This window comes from Alloactinosynnema sp. L-07, from assembly GCF_900070365.1.
Lineage (GTDB): Bacteria > Actinomycetota > Actinomycetes > Mycobacteriales > Pseudonocardiaceae > Actinokineospora.
Map to the genome: position 1 here is coordinate 794,650 of NZ_LN850107.1, position 21,282 is coordinate 815,931.

Consider the following 21,282-nt stretch of genomic DNA (forward strand, 5'->3'; position numbering starts at 1 on the left):
CGCCCGCTGAACTCCCGGTCCAACGCTGTGATCCTGGCCCCGTGACAAAGATCCTGGCGCCGTGAACAGACCCTGGAAAGCCGGAAGGCCGGGGCGGCCCCCGGCCGTCCCGACCTCCCGTCGAAAGCGAGCGCGGGATCTCTCCCGCCTCGCGCGGTCTGAGCATGACGGTGCCGTGACTCAGGTCACATGTCAACGCTGCTATCTAGGTGACGTACCGGCGGCCGAAAGGGTTGCTCGGAGTGGTCGGAATTCTTCGAGCAACCCTGGAGATCAGCTCGCGTACGCGCGCAGCTTCTCGGCCCGCTCGCCCTGACGCAGCTTCGACATGACCTCGCGCTCGATCTGGCGGACGCGCTCGCGGGACAGCCCGAAGCGCTTGCCGATCTGGTCGAGGGTGCGCGGCTGGCCGTCGTCGAGGCCGTAGCGCAGGCGGATCACCGACTGCTCCCGGTCGTCGAGAGTTGACAGCACGCGGCGCATGTCGTCCTGCAGCAGGCCGGAGATGACCGCGCTCTCGGCGTCGGTGGCCTCGCCGTCCTCGATGAAGTCGCCCAGCGGGGCGTCTTCCTCGGCGCCGACCGGCATGTCCAGGCTCACCGGGTCACGCGCGTGATCGAGCAGGTCGGCGACCTTCTGCGTGGTGAGGCCCGCTTCCTTTGCCAGCTCGTCCTTGGTCGCCTCGCGGCCCAACTGCTGGTGCAGGTCGCGCTTGATCCTGGCCAGCTTGTTGACCTGTTCCACCAGGTGGACCGGAAGCCGGATGGTGCGGCCCTGGTCGGCCATGCCGCGGGTGATCGCCTGGCGGATCCACCACGTCGCGTAGGTCGAGAACTTGAAACCCTTGGTGTAGTCGAACTTCTCCACCGCGCGGATCAGACCCAGGTTCCCCTCCTGGATCAGGTCGAGCAGCGGCATCCCCCGACCGGTGTAGCGCTTGGCCAGCGACACCACCAGGCGCAGGTTGGCTTCGAGGAGGTGGTTCTTGGCGGTGTGGCCGTCAACGACAAGGGCGCGCAGTTCGGCGCGGCGGGCGTGGGAGAGCTGCGGCGAGGTGTCGAGCATGTGCTGCGCGAAGACCCCCGCCTCGATGCGCTTGGCCAGCTCCACCTCCTGCGCGGCGCTGAGTAGGGCGGTGCGCCCGATCCCGTTGAGGTAGACCCGAACCAGGTCGGCCGCTGGCCCCTGGGCGTCGAGGTCCGCCTCATAGGTCTGCTCGGGTTCTCGCTGCTGCGGGACCGTCATGGTGCTCCTCCCCCTGTCGCTGTCTTCTGCACTGCCAAACGTCGGTACGAAGCGATTCGTTCCCGGTCTGACAACTGGAAGACGCCCTGGAAGAAGAAAACGTTGCTCAGGCTTACCTGAGGTTTCCCTGAGAACCCGGCGAGTGTCCTACGGCGACGGTGGGATCAGGTTTCCACCAGCACGGTGAACGGCCCGTCATTGACGCTCTCGACCGCCATCATGGCACCGAATCTGCCGGTCTGGACCTTCGCGCCGCGCGCCCGCAGCTCGGCGACCACCGCCTCCACGAGCGGCTCGGCGGTCTCCGGCCGGGCGGCCGCGGTCCATGTCGGACGCCTGCCTTTGCGCGTGTCTCCGTAGAGTGTGAATTGACTCACTACGAGTAGCGGTGCCCCGGTCGACGCGCACGAACCCTCGTCGCGAAGTATGCGAAGTTCGTGCAGCTTGCGCGCCATTGTCGCTGCTTGCGCGGGGGTGTCGTCGGTGTGCACGCCGAGCAGGACGAGCAGTCCCGGCTCATCGATAGCGCCGACGGTCTCGCCCTCGACCACCACGCTCGCGCGCAGCACGCGCGCCGCCACCGCCCTCATGCCGGCTCCATCGGCAGCACCATGCCGTGCTGGATCAGCTCGCTGATCACCGGCAACGCCGCGTTGACGACCTCTTCTGCGGACAGTTCGTTGGCCGCGGCGAGGATGGCCAGCACCTCGCCGAGCGACAGGTGGCCGCGGCAGCCCGCCAGCAGCGACGACACCAGTTCGTCGGTCTCCTGCTGCCAGCCCGGCCCGTCGGTGCGGTGCAGCCTGCGCACCAGCTCCGACCAGCCGACGTCACCGGGTTCGGACACCTGCTCCAGCACCACCGTCGGCGGCACGATCAGCCGCGTCGACAGCAGCACCTTGGGGTCGGAGTTGGCCCGCAACCAGGCGACCCGGTCGAGCCAGGCGCCGGTCTCGGGACCCAGCGGGTCGTCGTAGGCGTGGCGCAGGTCCTCGCAGGCGACCTCGGTGTCGCGGTCGGTTGCGCGCAGGGTGACGAAGCCGAAGCCGACGCCGACCACGTCGTTGGCGTCGAACCAGTCCAGCCACGCCGATGCCTTGGCCGACCCCTCCGCCGAGCGCGGGTCGACCCCGGTGTCGCGCAGCCATGTGCCCACATACAGCGCGGGGTCGGCGATGTCGCGCTGGACGAACCACGCGTCGACGCCCTCGTCGGGCAGCCACGACGCGACCCGCTCGGACCAGTCCTCGCCGCGCCGGTGCAGCCAGGAGGCCAGCAGCTGCCCGACGCCGCCCTCGGCCAGCACCGCGGGCAGCCCGCGCACGACCAGCGCGCTCGCGTCGTCACCGGCCAGGCCGGAGTCGCGGTAGACGTAGTCGACCCGCGGCGGTCCGACCACGAACGGCGGATTACACACGACCTGGTCGAACCGGCGTCCGGCGACCGGCTCGAACCAGGACCCGCGAGCGGTCTCCACCCGCAGGTCGTTGAGCCGGAACGTCGCCTCGGCCAGCTTCAGCGCCCGCTCCGACAGGTCGGTCGCGGTGACCCGGTCCGCGTGCCGGGCGGCGTGCAGGGCCTGGATGCCGCAGCCGGTGCCCAGGTCGAGCACGGAGCCGACCTTGCGCCGGACGGTGGCCCTGGCCAGGCTCAGCGACGCGTGCCCGATGCCCAGGACGTGATCGGGTCCGACCGGCCCGCCCAACTGTTCGGCGTCGAGGTCGGCCAGCACCCACCATGAGCCCTCGTCGTCACCGTAGGGCCGCAGATCGAGCGCGGCGCGCACGTCGTCGCCGTCGACCCGGACCAGCCCCTCGGCCACCGCCTCGTCGACACCGCCCAGGGCCCGGTCGGCGTGGTCGCGGGGGACGGCGTCGCCGACGAGGAACATCCGCACCAGCGTCTCGCGGGCCGAGTCGCCGCGGGTGGCCCGGCGGGCGGGCTCTGGCTCGCCGCGGCCCAGGGCGGCGTGCGCCTGGTCGCCCAGCACGGCCACCACCCCGTCGGCGGTGTACCCGGCGGCGTGCAAGGAGTCGCGGAGGCGGTCACAGAACTGGTCGGTCAGGCGGGGAAGCACCCGGGAATGCTTTCACGGCGGCTCCACGGCCGCTCTGTTGGATCACACCGTTTTCAATCCGGTGGGCGTTTCGATCAGACGTTGCGCGCGATGATCTGGAAGTACGGCAGCGGGCCCGCGGGCGACTCGTCCACGCCGTAGTGGGCCAGGATCTCCGCCCCGGCGGCGCGCAGGTCGTCGACCACGGCCGACGCCGGGCAGATGAACGTGCCGGTCGCCGGGCCGACCACGGACAGGAGCCCACCCGGGCGCAGTGGAGCGGTGAGCGCGCGCAGCAGCCCGACCCTGTCCTCGGCGAAGTGCAGCAGGTTGTGGCACAGCACCACGTCGAAGTCGTTCTGGCCGAACAGGTCGGGGGCGTCCTCGGCCATCGCCTGCACCACGTGCACGCGGTCGGCGACGCCGTGGTCGTCGGCGCACGCCATGGCGGTGGTGAGCATCGCCCCGGCCGGGTCGAGAACGGTCACGTCGTGGCCGCGCATCGCCAGGCGCACCGCGTCGCGGCCGGTGCCGCCCGCCGCGTCGAGGACCCGCTGGGGTCCGTCGAGGTGGCGGACGAGGTTGGCCTCGGTCGCCGCGTGCCTGCGCCGGACGGCGTCGGTGGCTTCCCGACCGTCCCGCGCGCCCGGCAGGAATTCGACGCCATGAACCGTCATGCGTTTCTTTCTACCGGCGGCAGGATAAATCCTCACCGACTTCTACCCGGATGGCGCAACTGGGTCCCGGCGGTGGGAGGATGGGTGTTGGAGGTGGTGTCGTGAAGGGCACCGAGCGGGACGACACGCCGGTTCTGATCACCGAGGCCGAGCCGTCATACGAGGACCAGTTCGCCGCGCGCAAACGCAAGTACATGATCATGATGGGGCTCCGCATCCCCTGTCTGCTGCTCGCGGGCATGTTCCACGAGACGTGGTGGCTGGCGCTCGGTTTCGTCGTGCTGTCGATCCCGCTGCCCTGGGTCGCGGTGCTGATCGCCAACGACCGCCCGCCGCGCAAGGCCGAGCACGTCAACCGCTACGAGCACGACCGCACCGCCATCGAGCCCGCGACCCGTCAGGTGATCGACGGCTGACCGGGCGGCCGGGCGCCGATCCGGCGCACCGCCTCGCTTCCCGCGGCCACCCCCGCCAACAGGGACTCCCTCGGCGACGCCCCGCCCAGCCACGCCGTGAGCACCCCCGCGTCGAACGCGTCGCCCGCGCCGGTCGAGTCCACGCACTCGACCGCGGGCGCGGCCACCGATTCCGTGGTGTCGGGCGACAGCCACGACGCGCCGTGCTCCCCGTCGGTGACCGCGACCGCGCCCACCACCCGCAGCACGGCCTGCCCGCCCAGCGCCCGCAGTTCGTCGGCGTTGGGCAGCAGCAGGTCCACCCCGCGCAGGCAGTCGAGGAATACCGTGGCGTCGTCGATCATCGCGGCGGCCTGCGGGTCGACGGAGGTCGTGAGCCCGGCGGACTTGGCGGCGGCGAGCGCGTCGACGCCCGCCTGCCGGGACGACTCGTCGAGCAGGACGTAGCCGGACAAGTGCAGGTGGCGGGCGTCCGCCAGGAGAGCAGGGTCGAGGTCGGCGGCCTGGAGCCGGGCGTTGGCGCCGCGGTCGGAGAGCATGGTCCGACGGCCTTCTTCGTCGATCAAGACCACGACGCCGCCGGTCGCGGCCTCCGGGTCGACGGTGAACGCGCAGCGGACCCCCGCCGCGGTCAAGGTCGCCTCCAACTGCGCGCCCGCGCTGTCGGCGCCGACCCGTGAGACCAGCACGACGTCGGTGCCCAGGTGGGCCAGCCACGCGGCGGTGTTGGCGCCCGCGCCGCCCATCGACCGGGTGATCGAGGCCCGGGTGTCGTCGCCGAACGCGATCGGACCACTCGGCCGGACCACCACGTCCAGCGCCGCGTCGCCGAGGACCACCACCGTCATGTTGCTCTCCTTGGAAACGAGTCGCGCGCCTGTCCGTGGATAGAGTAGAAAGCTCATCCCGCCATCCATCCCACCGCCTCAAGGAGGTCGGCCCATGCCGCGCGCGCCGTGGGCGTTGATGGTCGCGGGCTTCCGCCGCTACGCCACGTATCGGCAGGCGACCATCGCGGGCATCTTCACCAACTCGGTGTTCGGCTTCCTGCGCTGCTACGTCCTGCTGGCCGTCGCCGCGGGCGGAACCGTCGCCGGATACTCGGGTCCGCAGCTGGCCACCTATGTGTGGCTGGGTCAGGGAATGCTGGCCGTGGTCAACAGCTGGACGATGCTCGACCTCGCCGAACGGGTGCGCTCCGGTGACATCGTGGCCGACCTGCTGCGACCGATAGATCCACTGTGGACATACTTGTGGACGGACCTGGGCCGGGCGGGTTTCTCGCTGCTGACCCGGTTCAGCGTGCCGCTGCTGGTCGGCGCGCTCGCGTTCGGCCTCTACCTGCCCACCCATGCCGCGACGTACCTTCTGACCGCGGTGTCGATCGTGCTCGCGGTCGTGGTCGGCTTCGCCTGCCGCTACCTCGTCGGGCTGACATCGTTCTGGCTGCTGGACATCCGGGGCGTGTCGATGTTCTGGGTCTTCGCGTCCGGGGCGGGCAGCGGGCTCTACTTCCCGCTGGCGATCCTGCCGGAGTGGCTGACCACGGTCCTGTGGACGGCCACCCCGTTCCCGTCGCTGCTCCAGGCCCCGCTGGACGTGGCCGTCGAGCGGGGCGGACTCTGGCACGCCGCCGCGGTGATCGGCGGCCAGGCCGCGTGGGCGGCCGTGCTGCTCGTGGCGTGCCGCGTCGTGCAGACCAGGGCTGTCGCGAAACTGGTGGTGCAGGGTGGCTAGTGTCTACGCGAAGGTCGTGCGGGCCCAGATCCGCAGCCAGACCCAGTACCGCGTGTCGTTCGCGTTCGAGCTGATCGGCAGCGTGATCATCAACGGACTCGACCTGGCGACGGTGTTCGTGCTGTTCTCCGTCGCGGGGAGTCTCGGCGGGTTCGCGGGCACCGAGGTGTTCCTCATCGCGACACTGTCGGCGTTCGCCTTCTCCACCGCGGACCTGGTCGTGGGCAACGCGGACAAGCTGCGTGACTACGTCCGCACCGGCCTGTTCGACACGCTGCTGCTGCGCCCGCTGTCCTCGCTGTGGCAGTTGCTCGCGGTCAACTTCGCCCCACGCCGGGTCGGCCGCGCCATCCAAGGCGGAATCCTCTACGTCGTCGCGCTGGCGGTAGCCGACATCGACTGGGACGCGCCGAGGATCGTGCTGGCGGTCGGAGCGCCGATCGCGGGCGCGGTGTTCTTCGGCAGCCTGTTCATCGCGGGCGCCACGGTCGCGTTCTGGTGGGTCGAGTCGGGTGAGGTCGCCAACGCGTTCACCTACGGCGGCAACGACTTCACCCTGTATCCGTCCACAATGTTCGGTGACTGGTTTCGGACGGTGTTCGGCAGCGTCCTGGGGTTCAGCTTCGTCGCCTACCTGCCCACGCTCGCCTTGATCGACCGCGCGGACCCGCTCGGCACCCCGGACTGGCTGCGGTGGTGCTCGCCGGTCACCGCACTGGTCGCGGCCTGCGCGGCGGGAACGTTCTGGCGAATCGGCGTCCGTCACTACCGGAGCACAGGATCATGATCATTTCAGCTGAGGGGCTGCGGAAGGACTTCACGGTCAGCCGCAAGACTGGCCGGTTTCGCCGATCGCGGCACGTGGTGTCCGCGGTCGACGGGGTCGATTTGCGGGTGAGTACGGGGGAGTTGCTGGGGTATATCGGGCCTAATGGGGCTGGTAAGTCGACCACGTTGAAGATGTTGACGGGGGTGTTGACGCCTAGCGCGGGGTCTGTGCGGGTGTGTGGGTTGGAGCCGGTGGCCAGCCGGACTACGTTGGCTCGGCGGATCGGGGTGGTGTTCGGGCAGCGTTCGCAGCTGTGGTGGGACTTGCCGCTGGCGGAGTCGTTCGAACTGCTTCGGCATATCTATCGGGTGCCCTCGGGCGACCACGCGACCCGGCTGGCGCGGTGTTCCGACCTGCTCGGGCTGGCCGAGTTCGCTCAGACGCCTGTCCGGCAGTTGTCGCTGGGCCAGCGGATGCGCGGGGAGTTGACTGCGGCGTTGTTGCATGGGCCGGAGGTGTTGTTTCTCGATGAGCCAACGATCGGGCTCGACGTGCTCAGCAAGCAGGCCGTCCGCACGTTCCTCGCCGAGTTGGACGCGCGCGGCGACACCACTGTCGTGCTGACCACGCACGACCTCGCCGACATCGAGAAACTGTGCAAACGCCTTGTGGTGATCGACCACGGCCGCGTTGTCCACGACGGCAGCCTTGATGCCCTGCATGCGCGTTATGGCTCTCGTCGGACTCTGGTTGCTGACCTTGATGCGCCTTGGCCTGATCTCGCTTTGCCCGGTGCGTCGGTGGTTTCTGTGGAGGGGCGGCGGGTGACCTTGGAGCTTGACGGGGTGGCGGCGGGGGAGGTCATCGCCGCATTGGCTCGGGCGGTCCCGTTGGTGGATCTCTCGCTTCGGGAGCCGCAGATCGAGGATGTGATCGCCCGGCTCTATCGGGGTGAGCACTGAGCGGTGCCCCGCGGGCTATCGGCGCTGTGCCAGTTCTACTGCCACCTCGGCGGCGACCCTGGTGTTGTCGGCTACCAGTTCGATGTTGGCGGTGAGGCTGGCGCCTTCGCTGGCGGTGTGGAAGTGCTCCAAGAGCACAGGGGTGACGTCCTTGCCTCGGATGTCGCGGGTGCGCAGCAGGTCCATGCCCTCCTGCAGCAGGCGGTCGTGCAGGGCTCGGTCGAGTTCGTGTTCGACCGGGATCGGGTTGACCAGGAGTACGCCCGAGTTGCCGGGGATCTGGGTGTTGTGGGTGTCGATCACCGCCGCGGCCGCCGCCGGGGTGTCCACCCGCCACGGTACTGGGAAGGCGGAAACGCGCAGGTAGAAGGCGGGGAAGGAGTCCGTCTGGTAGCCAAGGACAGGTACCGAGCGGGTCTCCAGGACCTCGACGGTCGCGGCGATGTCGAGGACCGATTTCACCCCGGAGCACACGACCGTCACGGGGGTCGACGCCAGTACGTCGAGGTCGGCGGAGACGTCCCATGCGGCTGCGCCTCGGGGGAGGGTCAGGTGGACGCCGCCCAGGCCGCCGGTGGCGAAGACCTGGATGCCTGCCTGGTGGGCCAGGGTGGCGGTGCTCGCGACGGTGGTGGCGCCGTCGCGGCTCAGGGCCAGAGCGGGGGCGAGGTCGCGGCGGGACAGCTTGGTCAGGCCGCCTGAGCAGACCTGGTCCAGTTCAGCGCCGGTGAGTCCGATGTGGGCCTTGCCGCCGAGGACGGCGATCGTCGCGGGTACCGCGCCCGCTGCTCGGACCACTTCTTCCAGCCGGACGCCGACCTCGTGGTTGCGGCCCGAGGGCAGGCCGTGGGCGAGCAGCGTGCTCTCCAGGGCGACGACGGGGCGGCCGGTCGCCAGCGCGTCGGCGACCTCCGGGGTCATGGCGAGGTGATCGGTGTTCACGGTTGTAATATGGCACGGCTGTAATTTGGCACGGCCTTCGGCCGTGCGACTCGTCACCGCGGCCGAGCGATGTTCAGAGCGGCGGATCGAAGGCCCACGATCTCGGCCGTGCCCTCCAAGATCACCGGGTCCAGCGGGTCCGGGAGGGGACACCGACACCGCCGACCCCGCCGCGATGTTGCGGGCCTTGCGGGAGTGGATGCCCGAGGAGAACCAGAATGCACTTCCGTCCCACCAGCCGCGTGGCTGTCAGTCGAAGATCCCGCGTGGGGCGGCGACCTGCCGGAGCCAGCCCTCGATCTGCTGCTCCCAGTTGTTCTGCGCCATCGTCGCGTTCTGCACCACGAACGAGCCGAGATACGCCTGCCCACGTGCGCCGAGCCCGCCGCCCTTGGCGACCCGGACCTTCTTGAGCACGTCGAGCACGACCTGCACGTCGTTCGGCCGGGCCAGGAAGGTGACCGTGACCTCGGTGAACGCCGCCGCGAACGCGGGGGAGGGGGCGAAGGTGATCTCCTGGAAGAATGGGAGCTGCTGGTCGACCCCGTCGAGCCGGTTCTTCTCCAGGTTCGCGGCCCGGAACTGGAACCCGATCCTGCTCATCGCGTCGAGGATGCGGTGTTGCACCGGCAGCGGCTCGATCGCGATCGCGTCGACGTCCTGCGGGTCGACGACGCTGCCCGCGAGGTCGAGGTTGGTCTGCAGGCCCACGGCCATGCCGGTGAGGTACTTGCCGAACACCGAGGTGATCGGCGTCTCCCATGGCAACTGGACCTCGAACGGCACCGTGACCTGCGCACCCGCCCGGATGAGCTCGCGTCCGGCCAGGTTCACCGTCTGAATCGGCAGGTCGGCGACCTTGTCGCCGTCGGTCTGCACACGGGCCAGGACACTCACCCCGAGCGAGTCGACCTCCTGGTCGACCTGCCCGCCGGTGAGCAACACCTCGCCGCGCAGGGTCCCGCCCGGCCTCACCGCGCGGTCGATGATGCGGGCGTCCACCTTCGCCCCGCCCGAGCCCAAGCTGGCCAACACCTTCTGGAACATGGGCGCATCCTGCCGGCCCGACGCCCACGGCGGCACGTTTTCGGGGCGATGTTGCATCATGGACAGGTGAGCGCACCCACCCAGACACTGCCGGAAGTCGATACCCGTCCCGAGGGCACCGACACCACCACCGACGACACCCCCAAGATGTTCCACTACGTCAAGAAGGACAAGATCGTGGAGAGCGCCGTCATGGGCTCCATGGTCGTGGCGTTGTGCGGTGAGGTGTTCCCGGTGACGAAGGCCGCCAAGCCCGGTTCACCGGTCTGCCCCGACTGCCAGAAGATCTACGAAAGCTTCAAGGGCTAGATCTCCCACCCGTTCCGGTCGACCGTCTGCCCGTGCGGCCAGTCGGCCAGGGCGGCGCGGACCGGCAGCACCATCGTCGGCCCGGTGTAGACCTCGGGCCGCTGATGGTTGTCGATCATCCGGGTGACCTGCCCGTCGACGTGGTGCCAACCGCCGGACTCGTAGAAGCCGATGACGTGCGTGCCACAGGTCAGATAGCCGAACGGCACCCCCAAGGCCTTGAGCTCGTCGGCGGCGCTGGCGAGCAACCGCCTGCCCACGCCGGTTCCACGCCACTCGGAGTGGACGGCGACGAGTCCGACGTCGCCGACCAGCAGGCTTGCGTCGGGTGGAGTCCGCAGGAACCGCCGCAGGATGCCCAGGTGGGCGATCGGCCTGCCGCCGTCGAGGCCGATGACCCGCACCTCGGGCCGCGCTCCCGACCAACTCCGCCCGTCCCGGAACTTGTGGGCGCTGCGCGGGTAGGCGTCGGCGAAGAGCCCGGCCAGGCCGGCATTGAGGGCTTCGCTGACGTCGTTCTCCCACACGGTGATCCACTGCATGGCCCGGTTCTACACGGCCGCGAATCGTCGGTGCAGGCAAGTATGGTCGGCTCGTGAGTTTCTCGATCCGGCCCGCCAGTTCGTTCGGCGACGTCGCCACGATCCTTGGGCCCAAGAATCCGCGGTCCTCGGTGTGCTGGTGCCTGAGCCACCGGGTCGACGCGAAGACCAACAGGTCGTTGCTCGGGCCGGAGCGCGGGGAGTACGTCAAGAACCTGACTCGGCGCGAGGTCGCGCCAGGCGTCCTCGCCTACGACGGTGACGACGTCGTGGGTTGGGCCGCGGTCGCGCCGCGGGTGGAGTTGCCGTTCGCGCGGTCGCGCAAGATTCCGCATGTGGACGACCAGCCCGCGTGGTCGGTGTGGTGTTTCCGGGTCCGGCCAGGGCACCGAGGTCGCGGCATCGCCCACGCGCTGCTTGACGGCGCTGTCGATTTCGCCCGGGAACACGGGGCGCCGGTTCTTGAGGGATATCCGGTCGACAACAAGGGGGAGAAGGTCGACCTGGTGATGGCCTACGTCGGCACACGCACGCTCTTCGAGTCGGCCGGGTTCACCTTCGCGAGCGACACCACGTCGGTGTCCGGCGGGTTCCCGCGCGTGATCATGCGTCGGGAACTCTGAGAACGAAACGGGCCCCGGTTCATTCCCCGGGGCCCGTTCGATCTCATTACGCGTTGACAGGTTGTGGATCCTCGGCAAGTGCGTGCTTGGCCGTGCGCTTGGCGTTCCGGCGTTCCTTGCGGTTCTCGACCATGGTGTAGAGGGTCGGGACGAGGACCAGGGTGAGCAGGGTGCTGCTGATCAGGCCGCCGATGACGACCAGGGCCAGCGGCTTTCCGATGAAGCCGCCTTCGCCGGTGATGCCCAACGCCATGGGCACCAAGGCGAAGATGGTGGCGGCGGCGGTCATCAGGATGGGCCGCAGGCGCCTGCGCCCGCCCTCGATCACCGCGTCGCGGACGCTCATTCCGTCGGATCTGTATTGGTTTATCAGGTCGATCAAGACGATCGCGTTTGTCACCACGATGCCGATGAGCATCAACATGCCGATCATGGCGGGAAGGCCGAGCGGCGTGCCGGTGACCAGCAACAGGATGATCGCACCGGTGGCGGCGAAGGGGATGGAGACCAGCAGGATCAGCGGCTGGATGAGGCTGTGGAAGGTGGCCATCATGATCAGGAAGACCATCACGATACCGGCCAGCATCGCCAGGCCCAGGTCGCCGAAGGTCTCGGCTTGTTCGGCGCTGACGCCGCCGATCTCCCACTTGGCCCCGCCGGTCAGGTTGACACCGTTGAGCTTGTTCGTCAGGTCCTGGGTGATCTTGCCGAGGTCGGAGCCGGTGGTCTTGGCCGAGACGGTGGCGCTGCGGTCGCCGCCGGTCCTGCGTACCTGCACCGGTCCGTCCACAGTGGACACCTGGGCGACCTCGCCGAGGGTGACCGGTCCGGTGGCGCTGGGCAGCGGCAGCGCCTTGAGCGCCGCGACGTCGGCGGGCGCCGCGCCCGTGCGCAGGACGATGTCGTGCCTGGCCCCGCCGATGGGCAGTTCGGCGACCGGGGTGCCGCGCAAGGCCTGGGTGGCGAACTGGCCGATGGCCTGACTGCTCAGCCCGCGCGCCGCCGCGGCCTGCTGGTCGACCACGACCTGCACGCGCGGGCTGCTCTTGGCCAGGTCGTTGTCGACCTCGGCCAGGCCGGGCACCTGCTCGACGGCCTTCTGCACCGTGTCGGCGGCCTTGGTGAGCGACTCGCCGTCCGGCGCGGTGACGATGACCTGCACGCCACTGGCACCGAAGCCGTTGGCCTCCGCGCCCAGCTTGACCACGCCCATGGACGGGTCGGCCTTGAACTGGTCGCCGAGCTTGGCGCGCAGGTCGGCGACGTTGGTGCCTTCCTTGACCGTCGCGTTGATGGTGTTGGTGCCGTTGCTGGAGAAGCCGAACCCGGCGAAGGTGTCGTCGGTGCCGACGGTGACCTGGTACACCTCGATCTCGTCGGTGCGCGCCAGTACCTGCTCCAGCTTCTTGGCCGCCTCGTCGCGCGTCCGCATCGATGCTCCCGGCGGCAGCTCCTGCGACATCTGCAGGGTCGCCGCGTTGGAGTCGTCGAGGAAGTTGGTCTCCAGGCGGGACGCGAGGCCGATCGTGCCGCCGAAGATCAGCACGGCGATCAGCAGCGTGACGGCGCGACGTTTCGTGGCGAACTCCAGCACCGGCACGTACGCCCGTTGCAACGGGCTGCGCCGCTCCTTCTCCACGGCGGCGACCCGAGCGGCCTCGGCGGCCTCCGGGTCGGCCGAGACCGGCGGGCGTCGCAGGAACCAGTAGGCCAGCACGGGCACGATCGTCAGCGACACCAGCAGCGAAGCGATCAGCGCCACCGTCACCGTGATGGCGAACGGCCCGAAGAACTCGCCCGCGAGTCCGCTGAGGAACGCGATCGGCAGGAACACCGCGACCGTGGTCAGCGTCGACGCCGTGACCGCGCCCGACACCTCCCGCGTGCCGTCGAGGACGGCGCGCTGTTTCTCCTCGCCGTAGCTCAGGTGGCGTTTGATGTTCTCCAGCACGACGATCGAGTCGTCGACCACGCGCCCGATGGCGATGGTCAGACCGCTCAGCGTCAACAGGTTGAGCGACAGGTCGCCCATCCACAGCGCGATCAGCGCCACCAGCACCGACAGCGGGATGGACACCGCCGTCACCAGCGTGGAGCGCAGCGACAGCAGGAACAGCAGGATGACCGCGACGGCGAACAGCAGGCCCAGCAGCCCCTCGGAGGTGAGCCCGCCGATGGCCTTCTGCACCTCGGGACCCTGGTCGTAGGCCACGGTCAGCTCGGTCTGGGCGTCCTTGCTCAGCTCGCCGAGCTTGTCCTTGATCGTCTTGGAGATCTCGACGGCGTTGCCGTCCTGGGACATGGTGACCATGATCCCCAGCGTCGGCTTGCCGTCGGTGCGGGTGATCGCGGTGGTGTCGGCCAGCCCGGCCTCGACGGTGGCGACGTCGCCGAGCTTCACCGGGGCGCCGCGCGAGGGCAGCGTCATGGCGCGCAGGTCGTCGACCGACTTGATCGGGCCGCCCACCTGCACGGTGAGGCTGCGGGTGCCGTCGGTGACGGTGCCCGCCGGAATCGGGGTGCCCGCGCCGCCCAGCGTGCCCGCGAGCGCGGTCGGGTCGACCCCGGCGGCGGCGAGCTTGGCGTAGTCGAGGGTGATCGTGACGGTCTGCGCGCGGGTGCCGGTGATCGTGGCGGCGCGGACTCCGGTGATGCTTTCGAGTTCGGACACCACTTCGGTGCGCAGCCGGTTGGCCGTGGCGGTCTCGTCGGCGCCGGTCTGCGCGGCGAGGATCACCACCGGGATGTCGTCGGTGCTGCCCTGCGCCACGGTCGGCTCGACGCCTTGCGGCAGCGTCGGGCGCAGGCGGTTGACCGCCTGCTGCATTTGGCTGACCGCGGCGTCGATGTCGGTGCCGTACGTGAACTGGACCTGGATTGTGGCCGAGCTCTCCGCGGATCTGGTGGTGATGTTGTCGACGCCCGCGAGCCCGCGCAGCGCACTCTCGATGGGTTCGGCGACCTGGCTGTCGACGGCATCGGGTGAAGCGCCCGGATACGGCGCGATCACTACGGCGGCGGGCAGTTGGATCGACGGCAGCAGTTGCTGCTTGAGCGACGGCAGCGCGAAGGCGCCGAAGCCGACGATCAGCAGGCTGAGCAGCCCGATCAGGCCGCGATTGGCAAGGCTCAGACGAGCCAGCACTGACATTGGCTTGCGTTTCCCCTCGGATGTGGACCGGCGCCCCCGCGTCGGTAGCACTTTCCATCCAAGCACGAACCGCGCTGGACCGATTCGGTCCAGGGTCTGAAGTCATCTCATACTTTAGGACTACGACCATCTGAGGGCTGATGATCGTCAGAGGTCTGACGGTCGGGGTCTTCCAGCGTCTTCCAGTCGCCCTCGTCATCGGTGGACCGGATCTGCTCGGCGGCGCGTTCGATCTCCAGCCTGCGCCAGCGGCGGCGCTGCCTGCGGGTCATCCTGGCGGGCCACATGTCCTGGATGGCGGCGTTGAAGTACGCGCCGATCACGATGGCCAGGCCGATGAAGAAGGCGAACAGCAGGAACGCGATCGGGGTGGCCAGCGCGCCGTAGGTGTAGCCGGTGGTGGTGATCCAGCCGATGTAGAGGCGCAGGCCGATGCTGGAGAGCAGGAACACGATCATCGCCAGGAACGCGCCGGGCAGGCCGCGGTGCCATGGCAGCTTGCGCGGCAGGGCGAGCTTGTAGAGCGTCGCCAGCGCCAGGACGAGCAGCAGGCCGATGATCGGGTAGTAGGTGACATCCACCCAGGACGTGACCGTGTCGCGCCAGGGCACCGGGAACAGCTTGGGCAGCAGATCCGGGCCCAGCGCCAGCACCGGCAGACCGATGACCAGCAGTACCAGGCTCAGCACATACAGCAGCAGCGCGAAGATCCGCTGCCACACCTCGTTGCGCACTCCGTACTGGCCGTGCGCCACGGTGATGGCGTCGACGAAGGACGACATCGCCGACGACCCCGCCCACAGCGAGATGAGGAAGCCGACGGAGACGATCTCGCCGCGGCCGACGGTCAGGATGTCCGACACCGTCGGCTGGATGATCTGGGTCACCACGCTCTCACTGAACGCGGTGCGCGAGATGTCGATGATGTCGGCCTCGACGGCGGCGATCACGTCCTTGCCGAACCAGTCGGCCACGAAGCCGAGGCTGCCCAGCAGTCCGAGCAGCAGCGGCGGCAGCGACAGGACCTGCCAGAACGCGGCCTCCGCCGCCTCGGAGAACAGGTTGCCTTCCCACGCCTTGGACATCGTGCGGGAGACCAGCCGCCACGGCCCGCGCCGGGGCGCGGCGGTGTCGCCGGTCTGGGAGGTCGCCTGGTCAGTCATGACATGCATAAGCATGGTCCATGACTCCCCGGTACGTGCGCACGCCCGTTGATCTCACCGCGTGTCGCGCCGCGCAGCGATCTTGATCGGGCGGGCGGTATCCTCGCCTTCGCCCTCAACGTCGACGCTTGGGGGCATTCGCTTGTCCAGGTATTTTGGGAAAGGGGCTGGGGGGACTCGTGACGCGGGCCGAGGTGCATCCGGACTCATCGGCGACCCCCGAGTCCCCAGCGGCCCGACCCCTGCGCGACTGGCAGCGGCGGGCGCTCACCAAGTACCTGACCCGCAGGCCCAAGGACTTCCTCGCGGTCGCGACGCCCGGCGCGGGCAAGACCGTCTTCGGCTTGAGGGTCGCCGCCGAACTGCTGGCCGACCGCACGGTCGAGCGGCTGACCATCGTCGCCCCGACCGAGCACCTCAAGCACCAGTGGGCGGCGTCGGCGACGATGGCGGGCATCCCCATCGACCCCAACTTCACCAACTCGATGGGCCAGACCTCCAGCGAGTACGTCGGCGTCGCGGTGACCTACGCCCAGGTCGCCGCCCACCCGAGCCTGCACCGAGTGCGCACCGAGCAGCGCAAGACCCTGGTCATCCTCGACGAGATCCACCACGGCGGTGACGCCAAGAGCTGGGGCGACGCGGTCCGCGAGTCGTTCACCCCGGCCGTGCGCAGGCTCAGCCTGACCGGCACCCCGTTCCGCAGCGACGACTCGCCGATCCCGTTCATCGACTACGAGCCCGACGGCGCGGGCTTCCTGCGCAGCAAGGCCGACCACACCTACGGCTACGCCGACGCGCTGCGCGACGGTGTCGTCCGGCCGGTGATCTTCCTGGCCTACTCGGGTGAGGCGAGCTGGCGCAACAGCGCGGGCGAGGAGTTCACCGCCCGCTTGGGCGAGCCGCTCACCGCCGAGCAGACAGCGCGCGCCTGGCGCACCGCCCTGGACCCGGAGGGCGAGTGGGTCCCGGCCGTGCTCAGCGCCGCCGACATGCGGTTGACGCAGCTGCGTGTGGGCGGCATGCCGGACGCGGGCGGGCTGGTGATCGCCTCCGACCACGTCTCCGCCAAGGCCTACGCCAAGATCCTCTACACGCTGACCGGCGACGAGCCGACCCTGGTTCTCTCCGACGATCCCAAGGCGTCGGGCCGGATCCAGGAGTTCGCCGACTCGACCGACCGCTGGCTCGTCGCGGTCCGGATGGTCAGCGAGGGCGTCGACGTGCCCCGGCTGGCCGTCGGGGTCTACGCGACGAGCGCGTCCACGCCCCTGTTCTTCGCCCAGGCCATCGGGCGGTACGTCCGGGCGCGCAAGACGGGGGAGACCGCGAGCATCTTCCTGCCGTCGGTGCCGGTGCTGCTCGACCTGGCCAGCCAGCTGGAGGCCGAGCGCGACCACGTCCTTGGCAAGCCGCACCGGGAGAAGGAGGGCTGGGAGGACGACCTCCTCGCCGACGCCAACCGGACCAAGGACGAGCTGGGCGAGGAGGAGAAGGCGTTCACCTCGCTGGGCGCCTCGGCCGAGCTCGACCAGGTGATCTTCGACGGCTCGTCGTTCGGCACGGCGGCGTTCGCCGGGTCGGCCGAGGAGCAGGAGTACCTGGGGCTGCCGGGGTTGCTGGAGCCCGACCAGGTTCGCGAGCTGCTGCGCAAGCGGCAGGACAGCCAGCTCGAACAGCGCACCCGCAAGGCCGCCCAGCAGGGCCCGGCCGAGCCGGTCGCGCCGAAGTCGCAGACGGTGCAGGAACGGTTGGCCGCGCTGCGCAAGGAGTTGAACGCGCTGGTCGGGATGGCCCACCACCGCACGGGCAAGGCCCACGGCATGATCCACGGCGAACTGCGCCGCACCTGCGGCGGACCGCCGACGGCGATGGCGTCGATGGAGCAGTTGGAAGAGCGGATCGCCACGCTGCGCTCCTGGTAGTCGATCACGCGAACGTCCATTTCGGCCGGTCAGCAAGCATGGCCTGCCTGCGATTCCGGCGCGCGCACGTCCAGCTCATGTCCGTCCCGTTGCCAAAATGTGTCCACTTGATTGGCTCTGGATCGATCCAGTGTGGTTCACATCACCGGTGTGTCCGGCATATGTTGTGAGCCACAACATTTAACCGAGACGACTGCCGCCCGGGCCCAGGCGACGCGTCGACCGTTCTTGAAAGGGACGACCAATGCGCAGCAAGAAGCTGGTTCTGCTCGCCGCAGGTGTGGGTGTCTCCCTCGCCATGACGGCCTGTGGTGCCAACCAGGAGACCCCCTCCGGCGGTTCCGGGCAGACCCAGGCGACGGGTGCCGGTGGGATCAAGGTGGGCGTGATCCTGCCCGAGACCGCCACCTCGGCCCGGTGGGAGGGCTTCGACAAGCCGATGATCGAGGCCGCGATGAAGGCCGAGGGCCTCTCGCCCGACATCCAGAACGCCCAGGGCGACGTGCAGAAGTTCAGCACGCTGGCCGACGGCATGATCAGCCAGGGCGTGAAGGTCCTGGTCATCGCCGCGATCAACAGCGAGGTCGGGGCCGCGGTGGCGGCCAAGGCGAAGGCCCGTGGGATTCCGACGATCGACTACGACCGGCTCAACCTCGGCGGCAGCTCCGAGTACTACGTCTCCTTCGACAACGTGAAGGTCGGCGAGTTGCAGGGCCAGGGTCTGGCCACGGCGCTGAAGGACAAGGCCGGTGCCCAGGTCATCGAGATCGAGGGCGCCCCGACCGACAACAACGCCACGCTCTTCTACAACGGACAGCAGAAGGTCCTCAAGCCCCTCTACGACTCGGGCGCGCTCAAGCTGGTGCGCAGCCAGCCGATCGACGGCTGGGACAACCAGAAGGGCGGCGTGACCTTCGAGCAGATCCTGACCGCCAACGGCGGCAAGGTCGACGGCGTGGTGGCCGCCAACGACGGCCTCGCGGGCGCGGTGATCACCGTGCTGCGCAAGAACGGGCTCAACGGCAAGGTCCCGGTCACCGGTCAGGACGCCACCCCGGACGGCCTGATGGCGGTCCTGCGCGGCGACCAGTACATGACGGTGTTCAAGCCGATCAAGGCCGAGGCCCAGGGCGCGGCCAAGCTCGCCGCGGCGCTGGCCAAGGGCGACACGGCGGCGGCGGACAAGATCGCCTCCGGCTCGACCGACGACACCAAGTCCGGCCGCAAGGTCAAGTCCCTGCTCCTGGAGCCGAAGCTGACCACCAAGGACGGGGTCAAGGAGGTCGTCTCCGAGGGCTACGTCAAGGCGACCGAGATCTGCACCGGTGACCTGGCCGCGGTCTGCACGCAGCTCGGCATCAGCTGACGATCCTTCGCCCCCGGCGCGGCCTGAACGGGTCGCGCCGGGGCCTTGCCCAGGAGTTTCCGCCATGAACGAGCTTGCGAGTGAATCAATGTCACAGGGCGACCACGAGTGGCGCCACGGAGCCTGCGAGGGGGCGTCATGAGCGATCCCATTCTCGAAGTTCGTAAACTCAACAAGAGCTTCGGACCTGTGCACGTGCTGCACGACGTCGACTTCACCGTGCGCGCGGGCGAGGTCACCGCGCTCGTCGGCGACAACGGCGCCGGGAAGTCCACTTTGGTCAAATGTGTCGCGGGCATCCACCCGATGGACTCCGGCGAGGTCGCCTTCAACGGCGAACCCGTGCATGTCCACGGCCCCCGGGACGCGGCCCGGCTGGGCATCGAGGTCGTCTACCAGGACCTCGCCCTCGCCGACAACCTCGACATCGTGCAGAACATGTTCCTCGGCCGCGAACGCGGCAGCGGGTGGCTGCTCGACGAGGCGTCGATGGAGAAGGCCGCGCGCGACACCCTCGCGTCGCTGTCGGTCCGCACGGTGAAGTCCGTGCGCACGCCCGTCTCCTCGCTGTCCGGCGGGCAGCGGCAGACCGTGGCCATCGCCAAGGCGGTGCTGTGGGAGAGCAAGGTCGTGCTCCTCGACGAGCCGACCGCCGCGCTCGGTGTCGCGCAGACCCGGCAGGTGCTCGACCTGGTCCGCAGGCTGGCCGAACAGGGCCTCGGCGTGGTGCTGATCAGTCACAACATGGCCGACGTGTTCGAGGTCGCCGACCGCATCGCCACGCTCTACCTGGGCCGGATGGTGGCCGAGGTGCCGACCCGTGAGGTCACCCACGGCCAGGTGGTCGAGCTGATCACCGCGGGCCGCTCCGGCGACCTTGGCCTCGCCCGCCCCGAGACCGCAACCGTCTGAGGAACACCATGACCAACACTCCAGCGGCCGCGCGGACCGACTCCGGCGGCGCGATCTCCGACTTCGGCATCGACACCACCACCCAGTCCACGGGTGAGGCGGTGCGTGACTTCTTCGCCCGCCTGCGTGGCGGCGACCTCGGCTCGATGCCCGCCGTGCTCGGCCTGGCCGCGCTCGTCGTCTACTTCTGGACCCAGTCCGAGAACTTCCTGACCCTGGACAACACCGCGAACCTGATCGCCCAGGGCGCGGGCAAGATGATCATCGCCATGGGTTTGGTCTTCGTCCTGCTGCTCGGCGAGATCGACCTGTCGGCCGGTACCGCGTCGGGTGTGTGCGCCGCGGTGATGGCGATGCACTACGTGCGCTCCGGGAACCTGTTGGGCGGCATGGGTTCCACGGTGTTCTACGTCTTCGTCGGCGGCATGGTCGTCGCCGCGCTGCTCGCGGTGTTCATGCGGATCTGGGCGGGCGCGGTCCTGGCCATGGTCGCGGTCACGATCGCGATGATCGGCGCGGCGCCGAACCCGTGGATCGAGATGCTGCTCGCCCTGTGCGTCGGCACCGCGATCGGTGTGATCACCGGGTTTCTGGTGTCGAAGATCGGCATGCCGTCGTTCGTGGTGACCCTGGCACTGTTCATCACCTGGCAGGGCGTGATCCTGCAGTTCATCGGCCAGGGCGGGGTACTCGGCATCGGCACCCAGCCGGTGCTGTTCAACGTCGCCAACGGCAACCTGTCGGTGCTGGGCAGCTGGATCCTGTTCGCGGTGATCGCCGTCGGCTATGGGGGCGTGGTGCTCGGCGAGCACTTCATCCGGCTGAGCAAGGGGCTGGTGACCGCGCCGACGCCGATCGTGCTGGCCAAGGTGGCCGGGATCACCGTGCTCGCCGCGCTGGCCACCTTCGCGCTGACGGTCAACCGGTCGCCCAACGACTTCGTGGTGATCCAAGGCGTGCCGTACGTGGTCCCGATCGTCCTGGTCCTGCTGGTCGCGGGCACCTACGTGCTCAACCGGACCCGCTACGGCCGCCACATCTACGCCGTCGGCGGCAACGCCGAGGCGGCCCGCCGTGCGGGCATCAACGTGCCCAAGATCCGGGCCAGCGTGTTCATCGTCTGCTCGTCGGTGGCCGCGATCGGTGCCATCGTCTACTCCTCGAAGGTAGGGTCGGTCGACCCCCAAGCGGGTGGTCTCAATACGCTGCTGTTCGCCGTGGGCGCGGCGGTGATCGGTGGGACGTCGCTGTTCGGCGGTCGGGGCAAGGTCATCCACGCGGTGATCGGCGGGCTGGTGCTCGCCGTGGTGGAGAACGGTCTCGGCCTGCTGCAGCAACCCGCCGCGGTGGTCAACATCGTCACCGGGCTGGTTCTCCTGCTGGCCGCGACGGTCGACGCGCTGTCCCGCAGGCGGGCGGCGGTGGCGGGCAGGTAGGGGA

At 69.3% G+C, this 21,282-nt stretch carries 20 protein-coding genes; 10 read left to right on the forward strand and 10 right to left on the reverse strand.

The genetic code is table 11. The annotated features are described in order from the left end of the window. Positions 1-273 precede the first annotated feature (273 nt). The 4 genes from BN1701_RS03930 to BN1701_RS03945 form a co-directional block, all read right to left on the reverse strand. Positions 274-1,245, reverse strand: a complete 972-nt coding sequence (locus tag BN1701_RS03930; RefSeq protein WP_054045572.1) for a sigma-70 family RNA polymerase sigma factor — start codon at positions 1,243-1,245, stop codon at positions 274-276. Positions 1,246-1,409: 164 nt separating this feature from the next. Next, positions 1,410-1,835, reverse strand: a complete 426-nt coding sequence (gene dtd / locus BN1701_RS03935) for a D-aminoacyl-tRNA deacylase (protein WP_054045575.1) — start codon at positions 1,833-1,835, stop codon at positions 1,410-1,412. Continuing rightward, a complete protein-coding gene (locus BN1701_RS03940) occupies positions 1,832-3,322 on the reverse strand; it encodes a methyltransferase (protein WP_054045577.1) in 1,491 nt (496 codons plus the stop codon). Before BN1701_RS03940 ends, dtd begins: the two co-directional genes overlap by 4 nt. Positions 3,323-3,396: 74 nt before the next feature. After that, positions 3,397-3,978 (reverse strand): bifunctional 2-polyprenyl-6-hydroxyphenol methylase/3-demethylubiquinol 3-O-methyltransferase UbiG, encoded by a 582-nt coding sequence (locus tag BN1701_RS03945; protein WP_054045579.1) that lies wholly within the window; start codon positions 3,976-3,978, stop codon positions 3,397-3,399. 80 nt (positions 3,979-4,058) lie between these two features. Between BN1701_RS03945 and BN1701_RS03950 the strand changes: the two genes are divergently transcribed. Next, positions 4,059-4,394 (forward strand): DUF3099 domain-containing protein, encoded by a 336-nt coding sequence (locus tag BN1701_RS03950; RefSeq protein WP_054045581.1) that lies wholly within the window; start codon positions 4,059-4,061, stop codon positions 4,392-4,394. On the opposite strand, the gene BN1701_RS03955 is transcribed toward BN1701_RS03950, so the two are convergent. Then, positions 4,376-5,242: a carbohydrate kinase family protein gene (locus tag BN1701_RS03955; RefSeq protein WP_054045583.1), complete on the reverse strand. Its 867-nt coding sequence runs from the start codon at positions 5,240-5,242 to the stop codon at positions 4,376-4,378. The genes BN1701_RS03950 and BN1701_RS03955 overlap by 19 nt on opposite strands. 94 nt (positions 5,243-5,336) lie before the next feature. On the opposite strand from BN1701_RS03955, the gene BN1701_RS03960 reads away from it, so the two are divergent. The 3 genes from BN1701_RS03960 to BN1701_RS03970 are packed head-to-tail and all read left to right on the forward strand — an operon-like array spanning position 5,337 to position 7,862. Further along, positions 5,337-6,131 (forward strand): ABC-2 family transporter protein, encoded by a 795-nt coding sequence (locus tag BN1701_RS03960; protein WP_054045585.1) that lies wholly within the window; start codon positions 5,337-5,339, stop codon positions 6,129-6,131. Continuing rightward, complete coding sequence (locus BN1701_RS03965; RefSeq protein WP_054045587.1) at positions 6,124-6,918, forward strand: ABC transporter permease; 795 nt, start codon at positions 6,124-6,126, stop codon at positions 6,916-6,918. Before BN1701_RS03960 ends, BN1701_RS03965 begins: the two co-directional genes overlap by 8 nt. Beyond that, the gene (locus BN1701_RS03970) at positions 6,915-7,862 is read left to right on the forward strand and encodes an ATP-binding cassette domain-containing protein (RefSeq protein ID WP_157368383.1); all 948 of its coding nucleotides are present in this window, start codon (positions 6,915-6,917) and stop codon (positions 7,860-7,862) included. The genes BN1701_RS03965 and BN1701_RS03970 overlap by 4 nt, the downstream gene beginning before the upstream one ends. Before the next feature lie 15 nt (positions 7,863-7,877). Here the strand turns inward: BN1701_RS03970 and BN1701_RS03975 are convergent, their stop codons facing one another. Continuing rightward, a complete protein-coding gene (locus BN1701_RS03975; RefSeq protein WP_054055598.1) occupies positions 7,878-8,783 on the reverse strand; it encodes a pseudouridine-5'-phosphate glycosidase in 906 nt (301 codons plus the stop codon). 270 nt (positions 8,784-9,053) lie between these two features. After that, complete coding sequence (locus tag BN1701_RS03980) at positions 9,054-9,851, reverse strand: sporulation protein (RefSeq protein WP_054045589.1); 798 nt, start codon at positions 9,849-9,851, stop codon at positions 9,054-9,056. A gap of 66 nt (positions 9,852-9,917) precedes the next feature. Between BN1701_RS03980 and BN1701_RS03985 the strand changes: the two genes are divergently transcribed. Further along, positions 9,918-10,160 carry a DUF3039 domain-containing protein gene (locus BN1701_RS03985; RefSeq protein ID WP_231949474.1) on the forward strand — a complete coding sequence of 81 codons (243 nt, stop codon included), beginning with the start codon at positions 9,918-9,920 and terminating at the stop codon, positions 10,158-10,160. Here BN1701_RS03985 and BN1701_RS03990 read toward each other — a convergent pair. Then, entirely contained in the window at positions 10,157-10,702 is a 546-nt protein-coding gene (locus tag BN1701_RS03990; protein ID WP_054045594.1) for a GNAT family N-acetyltransferase, read from the reverse strand. The genes BN1701_RS03985 and BN1701_RS03990 overlap by 4 nt on opposite strands. A gap of 53 nt (positions 10,703-10,755) precedes the next feature. Between BN1701_RS03990 and BN1701_RS03995 the strand changes: the two genes are divergently transcribed. Beyond that, entirely contained in the window at positions 10,756-11,325 is a 570-nt protein-coding gene (locus tag BN1701_RS03995; RefSeq protein WP_054045596.1) for a GNAT family N-acetyltransferase, read from the forward strand. Positions 11,326-11,371: 46 nt separating this feature from the next. Here the strand turns inward: BN1701_RS03995 and BN1701_RS04000 are convergent, their stop codons facing one another. Both BN1701_RS04000 and BN1701_RS04005 read right to left on the reverse strand, forming a co-directional pair. Next, positions 11,372-14,476, reverse strand: a complete 3,105-nt coding sequence (locus tag BN1701_RS04000) for an efflux RND transporter permease subunit (protein ID WP_054045598.1) — start codon at positions 14,474-14,476, stop codon at positions 11,372-11,374. 107 nt (positions 14,477-14,583) lie between these two features. Then, positions 14,584-15,639 (reverse strand): YihY/virulence factor BrkB family protein, encoded by a 1,056-nt coding sequence (locus BN1701_RS04005; protein WP_082860256.1) that lies wholly within the window; start codon positions 15,637-15,639, stop codon positions 14,584-14,586. 179 nt (positions 15,640-15,818) lie between these two features. On the opposite strand from BN1701_RS04005, the gene BN1701_RS04010 reads away from it, so the two are divergent. From BN1701_RS04010 to BN1701_RS04025, 4 genes are all read left to right on the forward strand, one after another. Next, complete coding sequence (locus BN1701_RS04010) at positions 15,819-17,564, forward strand: DEAD/DEAH box helicase (RefSeq protein WP_172803181.1); 1,746 nt, start codon at positions 15,819-15,821, stop codon at positions 17,562-17,564. A gap of 244 nt (positions 17,565-17,808) precedes the next feature. Beyond that, positions 17,809-18,930: a sugar ABC transporter substrate-binding protein gene (locus BN1701_RS04015; protein ID WP_054045602.1), complete on the forward strand. Its 1,122-nt coding sequence runs from the start codon at positions 17,809-17,811 to the stop codon at positions 18,928-18,930. A 138-nt stretch (positions 18,931-19,068) separates the two neighbouring features. Beyond that, positions 19,069-19,842, forward strand: coding sequence for an ATP-binding cassette domain-containing protein (locus BN1701_RS04020; RefSeq protein WP_054045605.1), 774 nt, complete (start codon positions 19,069-19,071; stop codon positions 19,840-19,842). Between the two features lie 8 nt (positions 19,843-19,850). Further along, a complete protein-coding gene (locus BN1701_RS04025; protein WP_054045607.1) occupies positions 19,851-21,278 on the forward strand; it encodes a sugar ABC transporter permease in 1,428 nt (475 codons plus the stop codon). Positions 21,279-21,282: the final 4 nt, after the last annotated feature.